The following is a 23,052-nucleotide window of genomic DNA, read 5'->3' as shown; positions in this document are numbered from 1 at the left end:
GGCCCTATCCATCCCCGCATTAAAATACGGGGATTTTCGGGCGTTTTTCATTAAACCCAAAATTAAAACATAATTATTTTACTTGCAATGTGAACTAAAATAGACGAAAATGAATGTATTAAAAGGAAAATGTCATTGTGGCATTTTCTTTTTTTATTAATAGCTACAATTTATTTGTGGGAGATATATAAATGAATACTAAGTCAAAACGTATGAGCGCGGCTGGCTTGCTGATCGCCATTGGTATTGTCTATGGCGATATCGGTACTAGTCCACTTTATGTTATGAAGTCTATTGTCGAAGGCAATGGCGGTATCGGAAATGTTAACCGCGATTTCATCATCGGTTCCATTTCTTTGGTTCTTTGGACCGTGACACTACTAACTACCTTACAAACGGTTTTGATTGCGCTAAAAGCAACCAACCATGGTGAAGGTGGTATTTTTGCTCTGTATACTTTGGTTAGAAAGAGAGCCAAGTGGCTGGTATTGCCTGCTTTGATCGGTGGGGCTGCCATCTTAGCCGATGGTACGTTAACTCCAGCCGTAACTGTCACCACCGCGATTGAAGGGTTAAAAGGTCTTCAATTTGGTGGCAGCGTTCCTGTTTCTACCCAGGAAATGGTAATCATGATTACCGTAATTATCCTGCTGCTGCTCTTTTCTATTCAAAAGATGGGAACCAGTATCATTGGTAAGGCGTTCGGCCCTATCATGTTTATCTGGTTCACCTTCTTAGGCGTCATGGGTGTTATCAACATGGCTGGCGATTGGTCAATCATTCAAGCGATTAACCCAGTTTATGCCATTAAGTTACTCTTCAGCCCTTATAATAAAGCTGGAATCTTTATCTTAGGATCAATCTTCCTGGCTACTACTGGTGCTGAAGCTCTTTACTCTGATGTAGGACACGTTGGTAAAAAGAACATCATCGGTTCATGGCCATTTGTATTTGTTTGCTTGTCACTCAACTACTTTGGTCAAGGTGTTTGGATTTTGAACAACCCAACTTTCCGTCCTGCCGACGGCGGCGTGCTTAATCCATTCTATGAAATGATTCCAATCAACATCAGATTGTTTGCTATCATCTTGGCTACTGTTGCCGCTGTTATTGCTTCACAGGCTTTGATCACTGGATCATTCACTTTGGTCGCTGAAGCCAGTGGACTTAAATTCTTGCCAAGAATGAATATCGATTATCCATCAACAGAAAAAGGTCAGATCTATATTCCTTCCATCAATAAAGGAATCTGTGTTGCTACTATCGCAATCGTTTTGTACTTCCAGACTTCTGCTCACATGGAAGCAGCCTATGGTCTTTCCATCACGATTTCAATGCTTGCAACTACCATCTTGCTTTATGAATGGTTAGTGTTGAAGAAAATTAACCCACTTTGGAACCGGATCTTCTTGATCTTCTTCGGTGTTCTTGACATTATGTTCATGATCTCAAGTTTAACCAAGTTCACCCACGGTGGTTACGTATCACTCTTCATTGCTGGTGTAATCGGCTTCATCATGTATGTTTGGTACTACGGTAACAAGGTTCGTGATAAACGTGAATCACGTAATGCTTACGTTCGCTTAGACGAATATACCGATATGCTTACCAACTTAAGTCACGACGAAGATTATCCAACTTACGCTACTAACTTGGTTTACATGGCTAACGTTAAGTACAACAAGTTTATTAAACGTGAAATCTTGTACTCTATTTTGGATAAACGTCCAAAGCGTGCTAAGGCTTACTGGTTCGTTACCGTTAATGTAACCAACGAACCATTTACCGCTGAATATGCCGTTAATACCTACGGTACTAAGAACGTAATTAACATTCAGCTATACTTAGGTTTCAAGAAGCAAACTAGTGTGAATGTCTACATTCGTCAAATCGTTCACGATTTAATCGCTGACGGCACAATCGAACCACAACCACAGGAATACACTACTACTCCTGGACGTGATGTTGGTGACTTCTCATTCGTTATCGTTAACGATGTCATCAGTCCTCAAACTCAATTAGTTGGTTATGAAAAATGGTTAGTCGAAGCTCGTGTTCGTTTGCAAAACTTGTCTTCTAACCCTGCTTCATGGTTCGGTTTGGAATACGCAGATACCGTCATTGAACGTGTACCATTAATCTTAGGTAAACCAAATCCATCTTACATTAAACGGATTAAACCTAAGGATTATTCCAACGCTAAGAAATAATAATAGACAAATCAAAAAGGCACCCGTGATGGGCGCCTTTTTAGTGCAATAAACTTATTATATGGGTAGTAAGTAAGTTATAAAGACTGCAGCGTAGTAGCGGCACTGCAATCAGCTCTATTATAGTGTTGAAAATGTAAAATGGCTAACATTTGTGCTTTTTAATATTAATAAAGAGTAAATATTATAGTTGTATCAATTTTCTAACGACAGAAAAAAGCGGTCTTTCGACCGCCCACAATTCTTTCGAGTCGATAGCTAGTCGACCCTCAACACACGTTATAGTGTATTATTTCTTCATATTAAGTACCATTATAACATGATAAAAAAAGCTCTGCACAACGGCAGAGCCACTTGCAAGTTATCGTCTTGCATTGCATGCATCCATGATCAATGAGATCACAACACTTATTCTACGAATATTTTACCATGACAAAATAAAAGCACGAAGTTCTAAATCAAAAGAACCTCGTGCTTATTTTTATCTAAACTACCAAATCACAACACGTTTTTTAGGATCAAGCCACATACCGTCGCCTTCCTTAACGTCAAATGCCTTGTAGAATTCTTCTTGGCATTGTGATTGGACGTTAGCACGTTCTGGACCAGGTGCGTGAACGTCAACTGAAACTTGCGTCTTAATAGACTCAGTAAGTTGCTTATTAGCCCAAACACGAGCAAAGTTTTCAAACAACTTCTTCATATCGCCGTTTTCACCCTTGTTAGCTTGAACAGCAGCAGTTAAACCACCTTGGTCAGCGATGTTTTCTGAAACAATTTGCTTACCGTTCAAAGTTACAGGACCATACTTGATGCCGTCGAACAAGTCGATTTCAGCTTGCGTACGCTTCTTGAATTCTGCATAGTCAGCGTCAGTCCACCAGTTCTTCATGTTGCCGTATTCGTCGAATTGTGCACCGTTGTTGTCGAATGCGTGTGAAACTTCGTGGGCGATAACAGTACCGATACCACCGAAGTTTTCAGCACGATCTTGCTTCAAGTCGTAGAATGGTGCTTGCAAAATTGCGGCTGGGAAAGTTAAGTCGTTTCTTTGTGGGTCGTAACAAGCGTTAACCAAGTTACCTGGCATGAGCCATACAGTACGGTCAACTGGCTTGTGCAGCTTCTCTACGTTGTACTTAACTTGTTCAATTTCAGCAGCTCTAGCGTTTGAGTAAAGGCTGCCACCTTCGCTAGCTGGGGTTACGTGCAAACGATCGTAGATTTCTTCAATCTTGTCTGGATAACCGATCTTCAAGATCAAGGCACGTAACTTAACGATTGCCTTGTGCTTAGTTTCTTCAGAAAGCCAGTCATTGTTCTTGATACGTTCTTCGTAAACATCAAGCATCTTGTGAATCATTGATAAAACGTCTTTTTTAGCGTCTTCGCCAAAGTAAGTCTTACCGTAGTAAACACCAACAACTTCACTAAAGATGCCGTTAGCAAGGTGGTATGCTTGCTTTTCTTGGCTTTGAAGTTCTGGTTGACCTGACAAAGCTTGGCTAAATGGGAATGATGCTTCACGGAAGTCTTGGGACAAGTAGCTAGCAACACCATTGATGAACTTAACGATCATCCAACCCTTGATTTCATCGAAGTTGTCCTCGTTAATTAATTCATCGAAGTGATCCAAGTAGCGAGGTTCTGCGACGATTACGCGGTCTGGAACTTCACCCAAAGCTTCCTTCAAGAAGTAGTCCATCTTGAAGTTAGTAATCTTCTTTTCAAAGTCTGAGATTGGCATTGGGTTGTACATTGCTGGGTAGTCTGCCCATTCTTCAGATGACTTAACTACCTTAGATACCTTGTCATCGAACTTCATGGCATCGTCAACGTATTCTTCAGCTTGACCCGCTGAAAGACCTGCCATCTTAAGAAGCTCAATTGATTGCTTCTTCAAAACGTCGAGCAATTTTTGTGCCGCATCAGTCTTATAAGTAGTTGTATCTGGCAAGAAAATTGATGAACCGAAGAATTGCAATACATTGATCTTAGTGTTCTTCATATCGGCATCAACGTCGAAGCTGAATGGCAATGCAAAAGCCGCCTTGAACAAGTCTGGAACCTTCAAGTTGAAGTCAGCAAAGTCACGAATACCTTCAAGCAAGGCTAAATCAGCTTGGATAGGCTTAGCGCCATCTTCATCACGACGCTTAAAGTCACGCGCTAACTTGTAAAGTTCAACTGCCTTCTTCAAGTTAGGCACATCAGCAACTTCTTTTTTACCATCGGCAAAATCTGCGAAGTCCTTCATCAACTTCTTTTCAACATCAAGGTCAATGTTGTCGAAGCTAGCAATTCTTGAACGGTCTGATGGGATCTTGACGTTTTCAAGCCATTCAGAGTTAACTGCTAAGTATAAATTATCTTGTGGACGAGTACCTACTTTTGGTTCGAGGATGTCGCCGGCACCGCCGCGAACAGCCATTTTATTATTCATTCAGGAAAATCCCCCTTTTTTGGTGTCTAAAAAATTAAATCAAGCTAATTATATCATTTTAATTTAATTTTGTATGCTTTTTACTTATTTATAAATAGTTAATTCTTTGTGCACTCTCATGTAAGTTGGAATCATGACTACGATCATCAAGGCGATCACGATAGCGGCTACCCAGAAGAATGGAATATAACCAGCATGGTCGATGATTAAACCACCAAAGAGCGGTCCAAACGCACGCCCGATCCCGGAAGCCACCATGTTGGCACCTTGGTACTTGCCTTTACTGGTGAGTGGTGACAAGTCGTTGACGTAAGCAGGAATAGCTGGGAACGCGGTTGATTCACCCAAGGTCAAGATGAACATTGATAAAGCGAAGTGCGCGAAGTCTTTGGCAAAAACTAATGTGATAAACGATAGTGAGAACATGCAGATCCCAAAGATGATCTGATGGAATAGATTTTTAAAAATATTAGGAAAACGAGCCAAAATACCTTGCATGATGACGATAATTCCGGCATTAAGGGTCCAAAGCAAGCTGTACAAGTGGAATGGAATTCCAAGTGAAACCATGTAAACGGACAAGTTGGATTCCCAGTTCATGTACATCAGCCAAGTTACGCCCAAGGTGGCGAAGAAGACCATCGTCATAATGAAATTGCGCTTTGGCATTGGTTCTGCCTTGTACTTTTCGCCCTTCTTATGCTTGGCCATTCTCTCCTTGTGGAAGGCAATAATTGGCCTGTAGTTGAAGATCGCATTGATGAAGGCAATTAAAAAGAGCAGTGCCGCAATCACGAATAGAAGCGTAATTGATAAGTCGTAGAGGTATCCTACGATCAAAGTACCGGTTACCACACCCAAGTTTTGTGAGAAGTACAAAACGTTGAAGACGTAGCGGCCCGGATATTTTTTTAAACTAGTGGCAACGGAGTTGATCAAGGTTCCGTTCCAGCCGCCCAAGAAGCCGGTCAAAGTCAGCCAGACCCAATATTCTGGCCAGCCATGAAATGCGGCCATCAAAAATAAGACTGCAGCATCTAGACCTAAGCCCCAGAGCATCAATGGGTACGGATTGTATTTATCATAAAGACGTCCTGAAATAATTGAGCCGAGGATGTTGCCGGCACAGTTACAGAACAGGACCACACCAATGATTGACAGACTGATGTGCAGCTGTTTGTTTAAGTAAACAGAAGTTAATGGCCAAATGAAACTAGCACCGATCCAAGTAGCTAATTCACCTACGATCAGCCAAATTAACTTAATTTCATCAGTTTTAATTTTTCCATGTGCATTTTTCATATTTGCCTCCCTAATGTTCTTTTTGTCCATTGTCTAGCTTATCAAGAAGTACAAAAAAAGAACAGTGCCAAGCTGACACTGTTCGTAAACTATTTAACTTATTCTGTTTTCTTTTGTCCCGTCAATTTTTCAATGTCGGTGATATCTTGCGCCACCTCGAGGCATCCCAGATACTGATCATCGTCATCATGGACGGCGTAGTAACGCAAATAGAGCTTTCTACCCATCTTTCTTGGCGTAAACCAATATGAGATCTCGTTCTTCTTACCTTCATGAAATTCCTTGAAGATCTTCTCGATGATTGGCTTGCTGGCCGGTGTGTGGCAGGAGAAGACGGAGTTGCCGATCGCGTTTTTAGAATGAGGGAAAATATTCGCACCGCCGCCGAAGTAAGCTACCTTGTCGTTAGCATCGACGAAAGTTAAAGCAAATGGCAACATGTCTAAAATTGCGGACAGTTGTTTTAGATTCAATGATCCTTCCTTGAAGTTAATGAACAAGCTGGAAAGATTATCAAACGAAATTGGGCCGGCAGCCTTTGGTTCCTTTTTTGGCTTCCAGTTCATCGGTGGATTAATCAAGGTATAGCCGATTTGCTTTTCTTCTTGTTTGACGTTTTCCCAGTCTTCTTGATTTGCGACTTCATCGATCATCGGAATCATGATGTCTTCTTCCTTGAAGATCATCTCAAGCACTTCGTGACTAGTTTCCTTGATCGCCTTATCCAATTTTTCTGCATCAATTGGATCAGTATTAGCAATCTCATTTGCTTGTTCAATTAAACGTCTAATCTTGTCATCCACGCCCCACATTACTTGTGGCGGAGCAGTGATGCCATATTTGGTCATTAGTGGAAACAGTGATGTTTCTTTTCTAGCATAGTGCTTATCAATCGTAGCTAAATCAGACAATGCTTGTTTGATTTTATCTAAGGTTTCATCAGATTTGTTATCTTCCCACTTTTTCAAGTTAGGCAATAAAAAGTCATTGACCAGCGACTTGATAACCACGTTTTCCTGCTTGATTGTGTTCACCGGATGACCTGGTATGGAAAAATCGGGATTTTCCTTGTTCTCTTTGATATTGCCCCTAAACACATCAGCGTGAACGTTACACAAATATTGAATCTTGCGTGGATCCAAACCTTGTGCGATTAATTCCCGCTCTGCTGCCGTAATTTCAGATACGTCGACCTTATCGAACGCCTCCTGAAACATCTTCTTCGCTGTCGCAAAATCGCCGCCAGCTTGGATATAATGCAAGATCTTGAGCAGCGCCTCTTGTCTTTCTTTACTTAAATTCGCCATTATTCAATCACCTTGTAACCCTTTTCTTCAAAAGCCTGTTTAATCTTGTTTAAATCGATCTTCATTGCTTGTGCACCAAGCGGAATCGTCATTACTCTACCTACTGTGCTGAGCAAGCCTGGAATCTTAATTCTGGTAAAACCACAGTCATACATAATCTGGATAAAATCAGGATATTCATCAGCCAGCTTTTTAATTGGCACAGAAAAGTCGATGATCTTTTGTTTTTCTTCTGTCTTTTCAATCTCGTCTTTTTCACTTTGATCATCAAGCATCCCCAGCTGCTTCTTAGCGGCTTCAGTCATCCTCTCAGGCGACCAAACAGGATACCAGACTAATTGCACCTGGCATAAATCAATGCCGTCCACGGTCAACACAGCCTGTTTAATGTGGTCTTGCAAATAAGTAGACAATGGACAACCACTGATCGTCAAAGTCATTCTTACGGTTGCCTTGCTTCCTTCAATATCGATGCCATAGATCAAACCTAAGTTAACAATATCAACCTGCAATTCAGGATCGATAACCTTTTGCAAGGCGGTCATAATTTGATCAACTAACTCTATTTTTTCTTCTTTCATCGTTTTTCTCCACAAAATAAGGGTAACTGTAAATCTAATTTTACAATTACCCCTTGTTTTTATCTATTATCTATCTTTGCAATTTATCCCAAATAACGACTTTGCCAGCCTTCAATGACTTAGGCACATCGATAATTCGTTGGTTGCTTGAACCTCTGAATTGCAAGGTCAAATCTTTCTTTGCTTCAAGGAATCGTCCATCAACCAAGATATCGATCTTCGACAGCATTTCTTTTTTATCAGGAGTTTCCTTTTGCAATTCATCCCAAGTGTAGCCTGACCAAGACCAGATGTCTTTGGTATGACCGAATTCTTTTCTAACTCGGTTAATAATTTTCAAGCAAACCCAAGTGTTCAAGAATGGTTCACCGCCTAAAAGGGTCAAACCTTGCACATAAGGCTGAGACATATCTTTGATGATCTGGTCTTCAAGGTCTTGCGTATAAGGCTGACCATAGTTGAAGTTCTGCGCTGCCAAGTTGTAGCATCCCGGACAGTCAAACAAACATCCAGAAACGTAAAGACTACATCTTACACCTTCACCATCAACGAAGTTGAACGGCTTATAGTCCGCAATCTTGTGCAAACTATGCTCTTCACTCTTCCATTCTTGTGGCTTAGGATTCTTAGGCATCGCCTTTTGCTTAAGCAACTTCTTAGCGTGATCAACTTGAGGCTTATATTGATTTGAGTCAACAAATACCGTATCACCATCAATATTAACCTTGATCAAACTGCTTCGAATGTCAGGGCCTTCTTGATCGTTTTTATCTTTCTTTGGCATTTTCTTTAGTTTCCTCTTCAGCTTCTTCGCGTACTAAGCCCATGGTCATGTGCTTTACTCTGTGAGCAATTTCTTCATGACGACCGTGAACCATAGGTCTCTTCAAAGGATTACCAAGGTAGCCGCAGGTTCTCTTTACACAGTCACAGGTACGTGGATCGTGGTTGCCGCAGACTGGGCATTGGAAGCCTTTAGCAGTAGCCTTGAATTCACCGGCAAAACCACACTTGTAGCACTTGTCGATTGGAGTGTTGGTACCAAGGTAGCCTACCTTGTCGTAAGCCCAGTCCCAAACGGCTTCAAGAGCTGCTGGGTTTTGCTTCAAGTTAGGGTATTCGCAGTAGTGGATGAAACCACCAGCAGCGTATTTTGGATAATCCATTTCGAAACTCAACTTTTCAAATGGAGTTGGGTGCTTTCTAACATCGTAGTGGAATGAGTTAGTGTAGTATTCCTTGTCAGTGATGTCCTTAACCTTGCCGAACTTAGCAGTATCAAGTCTGCAGAAGCGGTCGGTCAAACTTTCACTTGGAGTTGAGTACAAGCTGTAGTGGTAGTGGTTAGGATCGTCCTTTTCCCACTTAGCACATAAGTCATGCATCTTCTTAACGATCTCAACAGTGAAGTCGTGAGCTTCCTTGTTGTGTTCCCAATCGGAACCGTAGAAGACAGTACCTACTTCGTAAAGGCCGATGTAGCCCAAGGAAACAGTGGCACGGCCGTTCTTGAAGAGGTCGTTAACGTTGCCATCTTCTGAAAGACGCTTGCCAAATGCACCGTATTGGTAAAGGATTGGTGCGTTGACTGGCTTAGCTTCGGTTACGCGGTGAGCCTTGAATTGCAATGCTTCGTGGCAGGTTTGCATTCTAACTTTGAAGATCTTCCAGAAAAGATCCATGTCGCCGTGACTTTCCATAGCGATTCTTGGCAAGTTAACAGTAACAACACCTAAGTTCATTCTGCCTGAGTTAACTTCCTTGCCGTTCTTGTCCTTCCAACCTTGTAAGAATGAACGACAACCCATCGGACACTTGAATGAGCCGGTGATTTCTTTAATCTTGTCGTAGCTCAAAACGTCTGGGTACATTCTCTTGGTTGAACATTCGATGGCAAGCTTCTTAACATCGTAGTTAGGATCACCTGGGTGCAAGTTGAGCCCCTTCTTAAGGGTGAAGAGTAATTTAGGGAAGATCGCGGTTCTGTGTTCTTTACCCAAACCAGCAATTCTGATTCTTAAAATATCTTTTTGGATTTCTTTTTCAATCCAAGAAGTACCAAGGCCGAAGCCCAAGCTAGTAAATGGTGTTTGACCTTGGCTTGAGAACATAGTGTTGATCTCGTATTCCAGGCTTTGCATAGCGTCGTAGATGTCTTTCTTAGTACGCTTCTTAGCAAAAGCATCTGCTTTTTCTTCATCGTCAATTAATTCTTTAGCATCCTTTAAGTGCTTTTCGTAGTTCTTTTGAGCAAAAGGAGCTAAAACTTCATCGGCACGGTCGAACGAACAACCACCGTATTGACTTGAAGCTACGTTAGTGATGATTTGGACAACTTGGCTGGTAGCAACGCCGATTGAGTTAGGACTTTCCATGTAGGCATTACCAATCTTGAAGCCGTTGGTAAGCATTTCTTTGAAGTCGATCAAGCAGCAGTTAGACATCGGTGAAAGTGGAGTGTAATCCAAGTCGTGCCAGTGAATGTCACCGCGAAGGTGTGCTTTAGCGATGTGTTCATGCATCATAGTCAGACCAACGGTCTTACCTACTGTACCTGCAGTCAAATCACGTTGAGTGCTGAAGACATCACTATCTTTATTTGCGTTTTCGTTAACGATGGTTGGGTCTTTATGGACTAAGCGTTCCAAACGGTTTTTAGTATCAATTTGTTTTTCCCATTCGGCAACGTCATGCTTGCGATAAGCAACATACTTTTTGGCAGCTTCAATATAGCCAAGTTCATTCAAGCTTTGTCTAAATGCATCCGCAACATCTTGTGCTGTTACAGTGTCATCATCAAGCTTATCCATAATCTTGCTTAAAATTACTGTCTTAACATCGTCCAAGCCAAGAGCGTGAATAACCATCTCCAATTTAAACAATTCGAACGGATATTTAGCGCCATCACGCTTAACAAACATTGTCGGTGTATTTAATTTCTGTTCCAGTTCTTGCTTTAACATAAAGATCAACCCCTCTAAATCTATGAATCAATCTTACCATAGAACACAATATATTGTATTCTATACATATAGAGACATCTACACCTTGTATTTAGCAAATTGCTGTCATTAAAACATTTTTGAGCAAGAAAAAAAGTTGAGAGAAATTTCTCCCAACTTTTTGGTATTTTTTGAAATATTTTTAGTTATTTTTACGCTTACGATCTACGCCAAATCCGAACAATCCTAAACCAGCGGGTAGGGATCCTAAGATATCGGTAGATTCTTTAGCACCAGTTTGTGGCAATGCCAACACACCGACAAATTTTCCAAAATTCTTCTTCATTTTGAACATCCCTCTTTCCCTATTTCATAATTAAACATATCAGAACATCAAAAAAGTTTGGTAGAAAATTTCCACCAAACTCTTAGTTTTCTAATTAATCAGCCACGTGAGTAAAAGCTGTATCCTTAACTCTTACGTAGACAGGTTGTCCTTTCCAGTAACCTGACTTGTAGTATTTAACGCCGCGGTAAGTATAAGTACGCTTTGGCGTGTTGTAATTTCTACCATCATTAGTTAAGAAGTACTTCTTGCCCAAACGACGACCATATTTATTGTAGATGTATGCCTTGTGCTTGATATGGAAAGTAGCGTGGTTAGCCTTGTAGTCGTAAACTTTCTTATCATGCTTGTACTTGTGGTATGCACGCGTACCTTCTTGAATACCTTCGTCAACTGCTCTACCGACTAAATAACCGTTGAAAGAACCCCAGAATGCATCTGAATATGGGCTAGCTTGAACGGTAGTAGCAGCTGGAGCCGCAACAGAAATCCCCATAATACCTGTCACAGCAACAATACCTAACTTTTTAATTTTCATCCTTGAAAAAATTCACTGTAATTATATCACCAACTCATTATTCCAAAGATATGAGTAATAAAAAAAGTTTGGAAATAGCTTCCAAACTTTCTGAAATATATTCAATTACTTATTTTTCTTGAAGTATTGACCCTTATTTACTTCGTAGTACTTCTTGTAACGAGCGTAGTAGTTGTGGAACATGTATTTCATCAAAAGCCAACGCTTAAAGTTACGGTCCTTGTCGTAGAAGACAGTAGTGCCATAACGGCCTTTGTGAATTAATTCTTCTGCAGTGTCCTTAGCATCGTTTTCAAAGGCGTATTCCTTAAAGATCTTAACTGGTACACCCATCCATAAAACGTGCTTAGACTTCAACTTGTTGCCGTATACAGTGTCCTTATCCTTCAAGCTGTCTTCAACGTAGTCGTCAATGTACCACTTAGCCAAGTTGTAACCGTTCAAAGTTACGTAGAAGCTTGAACGACCTTGACGCAAGTTGATTTCGAAGAACTTGTATTGACCGTCACGAGTATCGTACTTGATATCAAAGTTAGCCATACCAGTGTAGTTCAACTTTTCAAGGAAGGCTTGAACTTGTTCGTACAACTTTTCATCGTATGCTGGCAAGATAGTCATGTAGTTACCAATTGATTGTGGGGTTGGGTCTTCCAATAATGGGTGACCTAAGCACATCATCTTAACTTGGTGGTTTTTGTCAACGTATGCATTCAAGGTTCTCATGTTTGAGTCATCACCAGGAATGAAGTCTTGTAAAATAAGGTCTTCAGTATAACCGTGGGTGTAGATCTTGCCTACGATATCCTTGAATTCATTTTCATCATGAATAGTGAAAGTCTTCTTACGACCTTCGAATTGGCAGTTAAGCCATGAAACTGGGTCTTCTGGCTTAAGTTCTACTGGGAATTGGAATGGCACATCAGTGTACTTGCCTGACTTGTAATCATCCATAGTGATGATCTTAGTCTTAGGATATGGCAAACCATATTCTTCAGCTACTTCGTAGAAGCCTTCCTTTGAAATCAACTTTTCAAGCAAGTCGTAATCGATGTAAGGTACGATAAATACCTTGCTCAATTCTTCCTTATGCTTTGAAAGAAGTTCTGCATAACCATCACCACAAGCAATCAAAATTACAGGTTCCTTATGGTCCTTGTAGATTTCCATCTTTTTACGCATAACATCCATGAAAGTTGGATCTGCGCTAAAACCATGGTGAAGTTCTACGTCAACAATCTTTGAATAACGGGTTGCGGCAAGTTGTGCATCAGCCATTGCCTTAACCTTAATACCGTAAGCCTCGTTAAATGAACGAGCCATACCATAAACGTTAATGTCACTACCAAGTAAAATTGGTGTAAATTTCTTAGTCATTATCCTCAATAATCCCCTAAATTAAAGTAACTTACCTTGCTTAATCAAATTAGCAACTTCAGGTTGAACATGTTGGTACTTCTTAACAGTGTTTTCGTAATCTACGAAGAACAACTTGTACCAAACAAGGAAGGTGTAGATGGCCCAGATTTGTCTTCTGTGTGAACCATCGCCCTTGTAGTTATCATCAAGAAGCTTGATAATCTTCTTTTGATCGAAAATGTCGTTAACAAATTCTTCTTCGAACAAGCTACGTACTTGCTTGTAGAAACGTGGTTCCTTAAGCCATTGCTTGATTGGTGTTGGGAAACCAAGCTTTGGACGCTTAGCCCATTCATCAGGCAATACCTTCTCTGAAGCCTTACGAAGTGCGTACTTGGTATCATGACGGTTAACCAAGTACTTGGTTGGGATTGAGTTAGCTAATTCTGCGATCTTCTTATCAAGATATGGAACACGAACTTCAAGTGAGTGAGCCATTGAAATCTTATCGGCCTTTTGTTCAATATCGTTAATCATGAAGTGGTGCAAATCGATGTATTGCATTTGCTTAACGTTATCGATGCCCTTAACCTTCTTGAAGTCCTTTTGGTAAATGCCGTTAACAGTCAACTTATTGCGGTAAGTTGGTTGCAAAATGCTGTTGGCATCCTTTGAGGTAAAGATAGTTGGGTAATCCATATCGTAAATTACTGATTGACCAACGTAGAATTCACTTGGTTCAGCCAAGTTGGTGTACATGTGAACTTTACCTGGGAAATTAGGCATCTTCTTAATCTTGTGGGCCAACTTAATTTGCTTCTTCTTAGGAAGTTTCTTAAGTTCGCTAGTGAAGATCTTAATGATATCGTTATGAGTGTGCATCCCGTAGTTAACGTAGCCAGCAAACAATTCGTCGGCACCTTCACCAGAAAGTGCAACAGTAACGTGCTTACGAGCTAACTTACACAAGTACCAAAGTGGGATGATTGATGGGTTGGCATCTGGTTCATCCATGTGGTATTGCATTTCTGGAAAATCACGCATAGCTTCGTCGGCATCAACCTTGTCACTGTAGAACTTCCAGTGGTTGATGTCAGCTAATGCCTTAGCCTTTGAAGCTTCATCGTAAGTTGAGTCATCAAAACTTACTGAGAAAACATCGTCTGGGTTAAGCAAAGTAGTCAAGTATGAAGAGTCAATACCTTCTGACAAGAATGCACCCACCTTAACGTCAGCAATTCTGTACAAATCGACGGTTTCCTTCAAGTCATCGTTGATACGCTTCAAAGTTTCTTCAAAGCTTAAACTATTTTCCTTGTATTCCGCATCCCAGTATTGGTGGGTCTTCATTTCACCATCTTTGTATTCGAACCAGTGACCTGCTGGAAATCTGTAAACGCCTTTAAAGAAGGTTTCTTCAAGGTCGTTGTATTGGTTCATGAGGTATGGCTTAACAGCTTCAACGTTCAATTCACGCTTGAACTTTGGATATTCCAAGAAACTCTTAAGTTCTGAACCTACAAGTAAGTGGCCATCTTGGTTGCTGTAGTACATTGGCTTAATACCAAAGAAGTCACGTGCACCATAAAGGGTCTTGTTGTTGTCATCCCAAATAAGGAAGGCAAACATACCACGTACCTTCTTAAGAAGGCCATCCATGCCCCACTCTTCATAACCGTGAAGCAATACTTCAGTATCGGCCTTGGTAGTGAAAGTGTGGCCTGCTTTAATTAATTGTTCTCTTAATGGTTTAAAGTTGTAAATTTCACCATTAAAGATAATTGCTCTAGTTTTATCTTCATTATAAATAGGTTGAGCTCCTCCACGAAGATCGATAATTGACAATCTTCTGAAACCAAGGGCAACCTCATCATTAGTGTAATAACCGTCGGAATTAGGTCCACGGTGCTTGATAGTAGCCATCATCTTACCAATAACGGCTTGTTTTTCGTTTATTTTTGGATCATAAAATGCGACAATTCCGCACATATTTCAACTTCCCCTAAGCTAATTTCTCTCTACTTTATCTATATATAAATATACTTACACTTATAATTTTTTTACTTTAACTTTTTTATTATAAGCTAAACACTTGTAATAGCCAAATAGGTTTACTTTTCTTTACCTAAACTAAATAAAATATACCCGCCGTCTTGAAGCAGCACCATAGCCAAAGACTTGAATACGGTGACGTTTCAAGTCGACGTTAACGATATAGCCAGCTGCTTCGTTATTATGGTCAATTTGGCGTTTCAAATTTTTATTGAATTTTGTGGTCAAAGAATGTTTTGGCCCCATTAAAGCCGAGCAGTTAAACAGAATGTATTGGATACCATTGATTCTGTATTGATCTTCGCGGTGACGGTGGCCGCAGAAATAAGCAATGATGCGAGCGTTCTTTACATGAGTGAAGTTGAAGTCATTGGACAAACGGAATTCTGCTGGCTCGCCGTCGCTAGCATGCATGCGGCCTTTTTCTCTTTGGTTAAAGGCAACGAGCAATTCATGCAAGGATCTACCGTTATATTTGAGGGCGTTGCTACCCTTGCGGTTGATTGGATTGGCATGACTCATAAAGATAATCTTCTTATTCGATGATCTGGTCAAAATTTCGATGATTTCTTCAATTTGATCTTCACGCACAGCCAAAGTGATTTTGGCATCGTATTTCTTTTGTCCCTTATTATTCAAAATATAAGGCAAATCTGAAGTATTGACGGAGATTACACGAATATCATTGAAATCAAAGTAAGCAACACCATGTTGACGTGAAACGTAATGGATATTCTTTTGTCGATACATGTCGGGCCACATGATGTTTTCAAACTCGTTTTCCGGGAACGATGCTTTTAGATCGTGGTGTTCATCAAACTTATCGTTTTCATCGTGATTACCCTTAATATTCAAATAAGGAAGCGTATCCGACTTAAACGAATTGTTTAACTTGATCAGCTCGCCTTCACCAAGCAGACCCGCATCAGAACCATCGATCCAATCGCCTAAGTGAGCCTTCATGTTAAGCAAACCAGATTGATCAAGATAAGAAAATTCTTGCACGTGCTGCAAGCCATTCCAACCGTAAAAATCGACACTATCCTTATCTTTAAAGTGCGTATCAGTGATAACGCCGATATTAACTGAGTTTTTGCCTTTGCGAATATGCTTTTTAACTTCACTAGTAAAATCATCCAAATAATTTTCAACTACATAACGACGACCCGTTTTTGTATCATGAAAATCACGGAAACGATCTAGTTTTTCACTATATTTACGTACATACTCTGGTGCAAGTTCTGTGGTACTTTCTGAGCTTAAGCCTTGATGCAAAACACCATCTTTATCTTGATAAACGGTTAGCACAAATTTCTTACCATCTGGTGTACCATCTTCTGCATCAACATGATATTCACCAATAGTGGTATATTTTTGCATAGGATCTAGTAACTCGCCATCTTTATCCATGGCTGAACGCTTTCTTGCTCCTACGATCTTATCAACTATTCCTTTAGTATGTTTCAATAGCTTCATTTTTCGCCCCAAAGACAAAAAAAGCCGGCTCTCGCGACCCGACTCAAATAATTTATGCGTTGTGTGCTAAAGCATAAGCAGCAAGTCCTACTGACAAAACAGCATCTTTAGACAATACTTCTTGTAAATCCTTGGCAGCGATTGCTTGAACTGCGCCAATAACCTTTAAACTGTAAACGATAACTCGATAATCAGTGGCTGGATCATACAAATCATCTTCATATGGATTTTCGTGGTTGTAAGTTAAATTAATTTCATCCTTATCAACATAACCATCAACGTGGTTAGTTAAGATACGGTCATGTAAATCAGTTAACTTATCAGCCATTTTGATCAAAGTTAATTTATGATCGCTTTCTGCTTCGTAGTATTCTTCTTCGGTCATATAAAAGTAATCTTTAATAGGATTATTCAAAACGCCCGAGTTATCAATTACTTTATAGACAGCTTCAGCGTCAAAGTCTTGTTCACCATTCAAAATCTTGTCTTGTGATAAGGCTAAATCATCAGCCAACATCATGGTATCTAATTTTTCCATATGATCCTCCTCAAAATTCACCCCTAATTATAGCAAAAAAAGGGATTAAAGCCTGCATTTCAAACTTAAAAATAAAATTTCTTAGAAAAAAATCCACTTTTTTTGCGTAATAAATATTAGAGAGTAAAAATATTATTTTAAAGGAGAAAATTTCATGAATGAAACTAGAATATTACGCTGCCCTTGGGGCGATGTAAAAGACGAAACAGTGAGAAACTACCATGATCATGAATGGGGCAAATTAAATTTAGATGATCAATATTTATATGAAATGCTGGTACTTGAACTTTTTCAATCAGGGCTCAGTTGGTCCACAATTTTGCACAAACGCGAGAACTTCAGAAAAGCTTTTAAGGAATTCGATGTAGAAAAAGTTGCTCAAATGACCGATTATGACGTAGGCCTGCTGATGCAGGACAAAGGCATCATCCGTAATCACATCAAAATCAATGCCGCAATCAAAAATGCTAAGGCGATCCTAGTAGTTAAGCAAGAATATGGCAGTTTCGCCAAATATTTGCAAAGTTTTATCCCTTCACCAATTGTGCATCATCCCGATACCATTGCCGAAGTTCCTACCACTAACGACATTGCAAAGCAGATTGCCAAGCAAATGAAAAAAGATGGTTTCTTTTTCGTAGGTCCTGTAATTATCTATTCTTACCTCCAAGGAATTGGCTTAATTAATGACCATCTTGAAGATTGTTACTTCAAAAATAATGGATGAAAAAAAGAGAAGACGTTTGTCTTCTCTTTTTCATAGGAATTAAAAATTAAACTAACTTCTTTCTGATCCAACCAGAAATCCAGTCAATAATGACAACCATAATGATAATTCCCAGCAAAATAATACCTACACGATCCCATTGACGGTATTGCAAAGCAATGATCAATGGATAACCGATACCACCGGCACCTACCAAACCAAGGATAGATGCGGAACGAATTGAAACATCAAAACGATACAAGGTGTTAGAAATTAAAGCTGGCATCAAGTTAGGCATAGTTGAAAACATGATTACGTGGAACTTAGAACCTCCGGCTGCAATAACAGCTTCGTTTGGCCCTTCTTCCAAGTTTTCAATAGCTTCTGAGAACAACTTGGCAAGCATACCAACTGAGTGGAAACCTAATGCCAAAACACCGGCTGCAGAACCAGGACCCACGGCCTTGATGAACATCAAAGCAAGAACAATTTCAGGGAATGAACGGATAATTGCCAAAACAATTTTACCGATTCTTGAAGTGTACCAATGCTTGTGCTTGGTGTGGGCTGCCCAGAAGGCAAATGGCAATGAAATAATTGCGGAAATGAATGTACCTAAGAAAGCGATACAAATGGTTTGCCACAATTGTGAGATCAAGTCTTCACCTGAGCCATTGTAAACATAGCTCCAGTCAGGATGGAAAATACCTGAGAAGATTGCACCGGCAATTTGACCAGCAGTGGCTTTAATACCACCGAAGTTAATACCAGTACATGACCAAACAATAATTACGATAGTGGCAATTGCAATTAGCCAATGTGCAACTTGTTTCTTACGGTCAACGGGTTTAGCGGGTAATTTTTTCATTGTAGTATCCATTATTTCATTAACGCCTCCCGTGACTTAGATGAAACGTAGTCGATCAAGACAACAACCACGATAATAACGATGATGATCGTACCAGTTTGAGCGTAATTGAAGACCTGCAAAGTTTGTTGCAAGTTCAAACCAATACCACCGGCACCGATATAACCAAGGACTGTTGATGCTCTGACGTTGATTTCAAATGCATATAGAACATATGAAATGAAGTAAGTGATAATTTGTGGCATAACTGCGTAATGGATAATTTGCAATTTGTTTGCACCTACGGCAGTCAAAGCTTCAATTGGACCTGGATCAATTGTTTCGATTGCTTCGTAGAACAACTTAACAACCACACCAAAGGTGAAGACTGCTAAAGCCAAGATACCAGCAACTGGACCGATACCTACGATAGCTACGAAGATCGCACCAAGAAGCAAGTCAGGAATGGTTCTGACAATGTTCATGATCACACGAAGAATGCCAGTTACAGCCTTATTCTTAACAATATTACGGGCAATCAATAATGAGTAGATAAATGCGACAACAGATCCAATTACCGTACCCAAGACAGCCATCTTGATGGTTTCAATCAACTTAGGCCAAACAACGTTCAAGTAGCTCCAATCTGGATGAGACATTTGAATAAAGATGTCAGCAAATTGGTTCCAGTTTTCAAACAAGACACTAATGTGCGTGTTAGTAACATTGATTGAAATAAATAGTCCTGCAATCATGATGATTGTCCAAACCAAGTTCATTACTTTGAACTTACGCTTAGGCAATTGATTTACTTGTTCAGGCATTATTCATCCTCCTCGCTGCCGTTACCACCATTGTAAATATTAGTGAAGACAGACTTAGGAGTATCTTTCATCTTGCCATCGTAAACTACTTGACCAGCACGGATACCGATTACTCTTTCACCAAATTGTTGTGCAAGTTCGATACTGTGCAAGTTAGCAACTACGGTCATGCCGTATTTTTCATTAAGCATCTTCAAGTCATTCATGACTCTCACTGAAGTCTGTGGATCAAGTGATGCAGTTGGTTCATCAGCCAAGATGATCTTTGGATTTTGCATAAGCACACGTGCAATAGCTACACGTTGTTGTTGACCACCTGATAACTCGTCAGCACGTGCATAAACTTTATCGGCCAAATCAACTTGTTGTAAAGCTTCATAAGCCTTTTGTTTATCTTCTTTATCGAATAAGTTAAAAGTAGTCTTCCAAGTTGGGTAGTAAGCTACGCGGCCTACCAAAACATTGCGCAAAACACTAGAACGCTTAACCAAGTTAAAGTTCTGGAAAATCATTCCGATATCGCGACGTAATTTACGCAAATTCTTGCCTTTAGCACTTGTAATTGATTTGCCGTCAATCAAAATATCGCCTGAAGTAATATCATGCAAACGATTGATTGAACGTAGCAAAGTTGACTTACCAGCGCCAGACAAACCAACAACTACTACGAATTCACCTTTATTAATAGTTAAGTTGATGTCCTTTAAACCTACAGTACCATTGTCGTAGATCTTGGAAACATCTTTTAATTGGATCATTGGCTTATCTGCCATTTAATCGTCAAACTCCCTTAATTAAATTTATTATTTCTTAGTTGATTCAACGATCTTGTCGTATTTACGGATAACGTTGAAGTCACTATCTTTTGCGTATGCGTAACCTTCGTGGCTATATACGCTTTCGATAACTTTCTTACCTTCCTTTGAATTACCTACAGCGATGAATGCCTTAGCAAGCTTCTTACGGAATGACTTAGACATACTTGGAATTACTGAGATAGTGTCGTTAGGAATTGGCTTAGTAAAGTAAATTGGAACAACTTGACTCATGATCTTTGGGTTGTCCTTCTTAACGATGTTACGTGCATCTTCAAAGACGAAGGCTGCATCAGTATCGCCGTTTAATACGTTCAAAACAGCTTGGTCGTGACCAGTAACAGTAACTAACTTACAACTCTTAGTTACGTCCAAACCCTTTTGCTTAAGTTCAGCAACTGGGAATACGTATCCAGCTGATGAAGTTGGGTTTTGAACTGAAATTGACTTACCCTTTAAGTCTTTCCAGTTCTTGATCTTTGAACCCTTCTTAACAAGGATTTCTGCACGATAGCTCTTTACTAATTGGTTAGTTGCTTTACCACCTGGTTGCTTAACACCGTAACGTTCAGCTTGCAAAAGCAAATCAGCTGCGCCTTGCTTGTGAGCTAAAACATAACCATCTGGTGGAAGGAAACCTACATCAACTTTCTTTGATTTCATAGCTTCCACAACGGTGTTGTAGTCAGTTGACATAGAAACGTGAACTGGGATACCCAATCTCTTTGAAAGCATCTTTTCAAGAGGCTTTGCACGGGCTTGCAACTTAGTTGCAGCTTGACTTGGTACAAATTGAATAGTTAATGACTTTGGAGTGTAGTTTTCTTTGTTAGATGAACTACTACTCTTGCTTGAACATGCAGTTGCAACTACCGCAACAAGTAATGCAACTACTGCTACCAAGATTCTTCTAAATCTTTTCATATTGTCCTCCATGAACAAAATAGTGATAAAACAAACAACGCCATAAAAAAAGACTTAATTACGGGGCGACAAAAACGATCAATAATTAAGCCTGATTAATAGCACAGATATTAGTAAAACGAACAGAAAAAACGTCTCCAAAAGCGGAAGACTTGCCGATAACAATAAATTTATTTACATCCTTAAGCAAAACTCATCCACTCCCTTCAGCAGCTCTACGTTCATTTGTTAAAATAATACCAAAAATATTCGGGTTCTATCAAGCCTTTTTAGGAAACTTTTCATTAAAAAATAGCTAGATGAATTTATGTTCATCTAGCTATTAACACTATTTAATTAGTTCTTCTTCATTGTTGGTTTAACTGGGTTGTTAGCCATATCAGTCTTAACAATCAATACATCAGCTAAAGCATGTTGGTTAACGTATTCAGTAACTGAACCCATCAACATTCTTTCAACTGCATTAAGACCTGTTGCACCCATAACGATTAAGTCATTATGGTGGTCTTTGATGAAGTCGTAAGAAATAATACGCTTAGGACTACCATAACGAATATGGTAATCTACATCATCAAAGTTAAAGTTATCATGAGCCCATTTCTTCAAACTCTTCAAATATTCTTCAGAGTCTTGAGTCATTTGGTAAATAGTATCGCCAGAAATCAAAGTGTCTTGCATTTCACCCATAAATTGACGAGTATCGATAACGTTCAATACATCAACGTGAGCACCATCACGTAAACCAACTCGAACAGCCTTATCAAAAGCTCTTTCTGCTGATTCCGAACCATCAACTGGAACTAAAATACTTTCTTTATCTGTTGCCACTTTTCTTCATCTCCTATCCGATTGCTTTATTCTTAATGTTTATTTTAACATAATTTTGTAAGCTATTACTTTTCTAAATAATTGTTTAGGCTCATATTTGTTGCTAAAATAATATGCATGACAACATTTAATTACAGAAAGGAGCATTTTTTTGACCCAAAAATTAATTAATCAATTAATCGGTGTAACCAGTGGCCGCAACTTCCGTGAACTTGGAGGTTATGAAACTTTATCTGGCAAAAAAATCAAGATGCATAAACTTCTTAGAACTGGTAATTTGGCTGATCTATCACCATTTGACAAGCAGTTCTTAACTGATTACGGCGTAAAATATGACGTTGACTTTAGAAGTAAAGAAGAAGTGGATAATCAACCTGATCGCGTTCCAGACGGTGTTGAATACATTTATGATCCCGTCTTTAGCGAAGACTTAACCAATTCATCTAAGAGTCTAAACGATTTGAATAAGCAAGCCGCTAACGATGCTGACTTCGGTTTTGATCACATGCACTATGCTTATGAAGACATGATCGAAAGTGAATCTGCTCAAAATGCATATCGTAAACTTTTTGAAGTCTTGCTCAAAAATGATGGCGAAAACGAAAGCGTCATCTTCCACTGTACTGCTGGTAAAGACAGAACCGGCTTTGGTGCAATGCTAATTTTAAGTGCTTTGGGTGTACCGTTTAGCACTATCAAAAAAGATTACCTTTTAACTAACATTACTACCAAGGACTTCGTTGACAGCATGGTTGAACATGCACGTCAAAACGGTCGTAACGAAAACGTTCTTCAATCAATTCGAGACATTCAAAGTGTCCGTCCTGAATATCTTGATCATGCCATTAAGGTATTGAATGACAAATACGGCAGTATCAATAACTATTTACGTGATGTTATGAAGCTCTCTAGCGCAGACATTATGAAATTACGTGAAATTTACCTTGAAGACTAAAAAAGAAGTGTCTGGGAAAAAACTAAATCCTAGGCCATGAAAAAAGAACGATGAAATTCTTC

20 protein-coding genes are annotated in these 23,052 nt (G+C 39.6%); 3 read left to right on the top strand and 17 right to left on the bottom strand.

Annotated features, from left to right (window positions below; translation table 11 throughout):
- Positions 1–191 precede the first annotated feature (191 nt).
- Positions 192–2,210, top strand: a complete 2,019-nt coding sequence (locus CP357_RS06240) for a KUP/HAK/KT family potassium transporter (protein ID WP_098036836.1) — start codon at positions 192–194, stop codon at positions 2,208–2,210.
- A gap of 490 nt (positions 2,211–2,700) precedes the next feature.
- On the opposite strand, the gene CP357_RS06235 is transcribed toward CP357_RS06240, so the two are convergent.
- The 12 genes from CP357_RS06235 to CP357_RS06180 all read right to left on the bottom strand — a co-directional run bounded on the left by CP357_RS06235 (position 2,701) and on the right by CP357_RS06180 (position 17,091).
- A complete protein-coding gene (locus CP357_RS06235; protein ID WP_098036835.1) occupies positions 2,701–4,653 on the bottom strand; it encodes a M13 family metallopeptidase in 1,953 nt (650 codons plus the stop codon).
- Between the two features lie 84 nt (positions 4,654–4,737).
- The gene (locus CP357_RS06230; protein WP_098036834.1) at positions 4,738–5,955 is read right to left on the bottom strand and encodes an MFS transporter; all 1,218 of its coding nucleotides are present in this window, start codon (positions 5,953–5,955) and stop codon (positions 4,738–4,740) included.
- A gap of 98 nt (positions 5,956–6,053) precedes the next feature.
- Positions 6,054–7,262: a DUF438 domain-containing protein gene (locus tag CP357_RS06225; RefSeq protein WP_098036833.1), complete on the bottom strand. Its 1,209-nt coding sequence runs from the start codon at positions 7,260–7,262 to the stop codon at positions 6,054–6,056.
- Positions 7,262–7,843 carry an iron-sulfur cluster assembly protein gene (locus CP357_RS06220; RefSeq protein WP_098036832.1) on the bottom strand — a complete coding sequence of 194 codons (582 nt, stop codon included), beginning with the start codon at positions 7,841–7,843 and terminating at the stop codon, positions 7,262–7,264. The genes CP357_RS06225 and CP357_RS06220 overlap by 1 nt, the downstream gene beginning before the upstream one ends.
- A 70-nt stretch (positions 7,844–7,913) precedes the next feature.
- A complete protein-coding gene (gene nrdG, locus CP357_RS06215; RefSeq protein ID WP_013641398.1) occupies positions 7,914–8,627 on the bottom strand; it encodes an anaerobic ribonucleoside-triphosphate reductase activating protein in 714 nt (237 codons plus the stop codon).
- Complete coding sequence (gene nrdD / locus CP357_RS06210; RefSeq protein WP_098036831.1) at positions 8,611–10,806, bottom strand: anaerobic ribonucleoside-triphosphate reductase; 2,196 nt, start codon at positions 10,804–10,806, stop codon at positions 8,611–8,613. Before nrdD ends, nrdG begins: the two co-directional genes overlap by 17 nt.
- A gap of 181 nt (positions 10,807–10,987) precedes the next feature.
- Complete coding sequence (locus tag CP357_RS06205; protein ID WP_158227259.1) at positions 10,988–11,131, bottom strand: LPXTG cell wall anchor domain-containing protein; 144 nt, start codon at positions 11,129–11,131, stop codon at positions 10,988–10,990.
- A gap of 94 nt (positions 11,132–11,225) precedes the next feature.
- Positions 11,226–11,669, bottom strand: coding sequence for an SLAP domain-containing protein (locus CP357_RS06200; protein WP_098036829.1), 444 nt, complete (start codon positions 11,667–11,669; stop codon positions 11,226–11,228).
- Positions 11,670–11,774: 105 nt separating this feature from the next.
- On the bottom strand, positions 11,775–13,043 hold the full coding sequence (locus CP357_RS06195) for a carboxylate--amine ligase (RefSeq protein WP_098036828.1): 1,269 nt from the start codon (positions 13,041–13,043) through the stop codon (positions 11,775–11,777).
- Positions 13,044–13,064: 21 nt separating this feature from the next.
- On the bottom strand, positions 13,065–15,014 hold the full coding sequence (gene asnB, locus CP357_RS06190; RefSeq protein ID WP_098036827.1) for an asparagine synthase (glutamine-hydrolyzing): 1,950 nt from the start codon (positions 15,012–15,014) through the stop codon (positions 13,065–13,067).
- A gap of 141 nt (positions 15,015–15,155) precedes the next feature.
- On the bottom strand, positions 15,156–16,553 hold the full coding sequence (locus tag CP357_RS06185; protein WP_098036826.1) for a serine/threonine protein phosphatase: 1,398 nt from the start codon (positions 16,551–16,553) through the stop codon (positions 15,156–15,158).
- A gap of 52 nt (positions 16,554–16,605) precedes the next feature.
- Complete coding sequence (locus CP357_RS06180; RefSeq protein ID WP_098036825.1) at positions 16,606–17,091, bottom strand: hypothetical protein; 486 nt, start codon at positions 17,089–17,091, stop codon at positions 16,606–16,608.
- Between the two features lie 154 nt (positions 17,092–17,245).
- On the opposite strand from CP357_RS06180, the gene CP357_RS06175 reads away from it, so the two are divergent.
- The gene (locus CP357_RS06175) at positions 17,246–17,818 is read left to right on the top strand and encodes a DNA-3-methyladenine glycosylase I (protein ID WP_025005579.1); all 573 of its coding nucleotides are present in this window, start codon (positions 17,246–17,248) and stop codon (positions 17,816–17,818) included.
- A 46-nt stretch (positions 17,819–17,864) separates the two neighbouring features.
- On the opposite strand, the gene phnE (CP357_RS06170) is transcribed toward CP357_RS06175, so the two are convergent.
- The 5 genes from phnE (CP357_RS06170) to CP357_RS06150 form a co-directional block, all read right to left on the bottom strand.
- Positions 17,865–18,677, bottom strand: a complete 813-nt coding sequence (gene phnE / locus CP357_RS06170) for a phosphonate ABC transporter, permease protein PhnE (protein ID WP_025005580.1) — start codon at positions 18,675–18,677, stop codon at positions 17,865–17,867.
- Positions 18,677–19,468, bottom strand: coding sequence for a phosphonate ABC transporter, permease protein PhnE (gene phnE, locus CP357_RS06165; RefSeq protein WP_005721698.1), 792 nt, complete (start codon positions 19,466–19,468; stop codon positions 18,677–18,679). The genes phnE (CP357_RS06170) and phnE (CP357_RS06165) overlap by 1 nt, the downstream gene beginning before the upstream one ends.
- On the bottom strand, positions 19,468–20,241 hold the full coding sequence (gene phnC, locus CP357_RS06160) for a phosphonate ABC transporter ATP-binding protein (RefSeq protein ID WP_025005582.1): 774 nt from the start codon (positions 20,239–20,241) through the stop codon (positions 19,468–19,470). Before phnC ends, phnE (CP357_RS06165) begins: the two co-directional genes overlap by 1 nt.
- Before the next feature lie 30 nt (positions 20,242–20,271).
- Positions 20,272–21,207, bottom strand: coding sequence for a phosphate/phosphite/phosphonate ABC transporter substrate-binding protein (locus CP357_RS06155; protein ID WP_098036824.1), 936 nt, complete (start codon positions 21,205–21,207; stop codon positions 20,272–20,274).
- Between the two features lie 336 nt (positions 21,208–21,543).
- Positions 21,544–22,035, bottom strand: a complete 492-nt coding sequence (locus tag CP357_RS06150; protein WP_025005584.1) for a universal stress protein — start codon at positions 22,033–22,035, stop codon at positions 21,544–21,546.
- Between the two features lie 151 nt (positions 22,036–22,186).
- Here CP357_RS06150 and CP357_RS06145 point away from each other — a divergent pair, with 151 nt between their 5' ends.
- Positions 22,187–22,990, top strand: a complete 804-nt coding sequence (locus tag CP357_RS06145; protein WP_025005585.1) for a tyrosine-protein phosphatase — start codon at positions 22,187–22,189, stop codon at positions 22,988–22,990.
- The last annotated feature ends 62 nt before the right edge of the window (positions 22,991–23,052 follow it).

Source organism: Lactobacillus sp. UMNPBX6 (genome assembly GCF_002553975.1).
In the GTDB taxonomy this organism is placed as follows: Bacteria; Bacillota; Bacilli; order Lactobacillales; family Lactobacillaceae; genus Lactobacillus; species Lactobacillus gallinarum.
The sequence above is the reverse complement of the archived record's forward strand: the minus strand, read 5'-3'. Positions and strand labels throughout refer to the sequence as shown.

Coding starts and splice junctions, on each gene's coding strand:
- phnE (WP_005721698.1), bottom strand. CDS start 19,468: ATGCCTGAACAAGTAAATCAATTGCCTAAGCGTAAGTTCAAAGTAATG.
- asnB (WP_098036827.1), bottom strand. CDS start 15,014: ATGTGCGGAATTGTCGCATTTTATGATCCAAAAATAAACGAAAAACAA.
- CP357_RS06200 (WP_098036829.1), bottom strand. CDS start 11,669: ATGAAAATTAAAAAGTTAGGTATTGTTGCTGTGACAGGTATTATGGGG.
- CP357_RS06185 (WP_098036826.1), bottom strand. CDS start 16,553: ATGAAGCTATTGAAACATACTAAAGGAATAGTTGATAAGATCGTAGGA.
- phnC (WP_025005582.1), bottom strand. CDS start 20,241: ATGGCAGATAAGCCAATGATCCAATTAAAAGATGTTTCCAAGATCTAC.
- CP357_RS06225 (WP_098036833.1), bottom strand. CDS start 7,262: ATGGCGAATTTAAGTAAAGAAAGACAAGAGGCGCTGCTCAAGATCTTG.
- CP357_RS06220 (WP_098036832.1), bottom strand. CDS start 7,843: ATGAAAGAAGAAAAAATAGAGTTAGTTGATCAAATTATGACCGCCTTG.
- CP357_RS06195 (WP_098036828.1), bottom strand. CDS start 13,043: ATGACTAAGAAATTTACACCAATTTTACTTGGTAGTGACATTAACGTT.
- nrdD (WP_098036831.1), bottom strand. CDS start 10,806: ATGTTAAAGCAAGAACTGGAACAGAAATTAAATACACCGACAATGTTT.
- CP357_RS06205 (WP_158227259.1), bottom strand. CDS start 11,131: ATGAAGAAGAATTTTGGAAAATTTGTCGGTGTGTTGGCATTGCCACAA.
- CP357_RS06240 (WP_098036836.1), top strand. CDS start 192: ATGAATACTAAGTCAAAACGTATGAGCGCGGCTGGCTTGCTGATCGCC.
- phnE (WP_025005580.1), bottom strand. CDS start 18,677: ATGGATACTACAATGAAAAAATTACCCGCTAAACCCGTTGACCGTAAG.
- CP357_RS06230 (WP_098036834.1), bottom strand. CDS start 5,955: ATGAAAAATGCACATGGAAAAATTAAAACTGATGAAATTAAGTTAATT.
- nrdG (WP_013641398.1), bottom strand. CDS start 8,627: ATGCCAAAGAAAGATAAAAACGATCAAGAAGGCCCTGACATTCGAAGC.
- CP357_RS06180 (WP_098036825.1), bottom strand. CDS start 17,091: ATGGAAAAATTAGATACCATGATGTTGGCTGATGATTTAGCCTTATCA.
- CP357_RS06155 (WP_098036824.1), bottom strand. CDS start 21,207: ATGAAAAGATTTAGAAGAATCTTGGTAGCAGTAGTTGCATTACTTGTT.
- CP357_RS06175 (WP_025005579.1), top strand. CDS start 17,246: ATGAATGAAACTAGAATATTACGCTGCCCTTGGGGCGATGTAAAAGAC.
- CP357_RS06235 (WP_098036835.1), bottom strand. CDS start 4,653: ATGAATAATAAAATGGCTGTTCGCGGCGGTGCCGGCGACATCCTCGAA.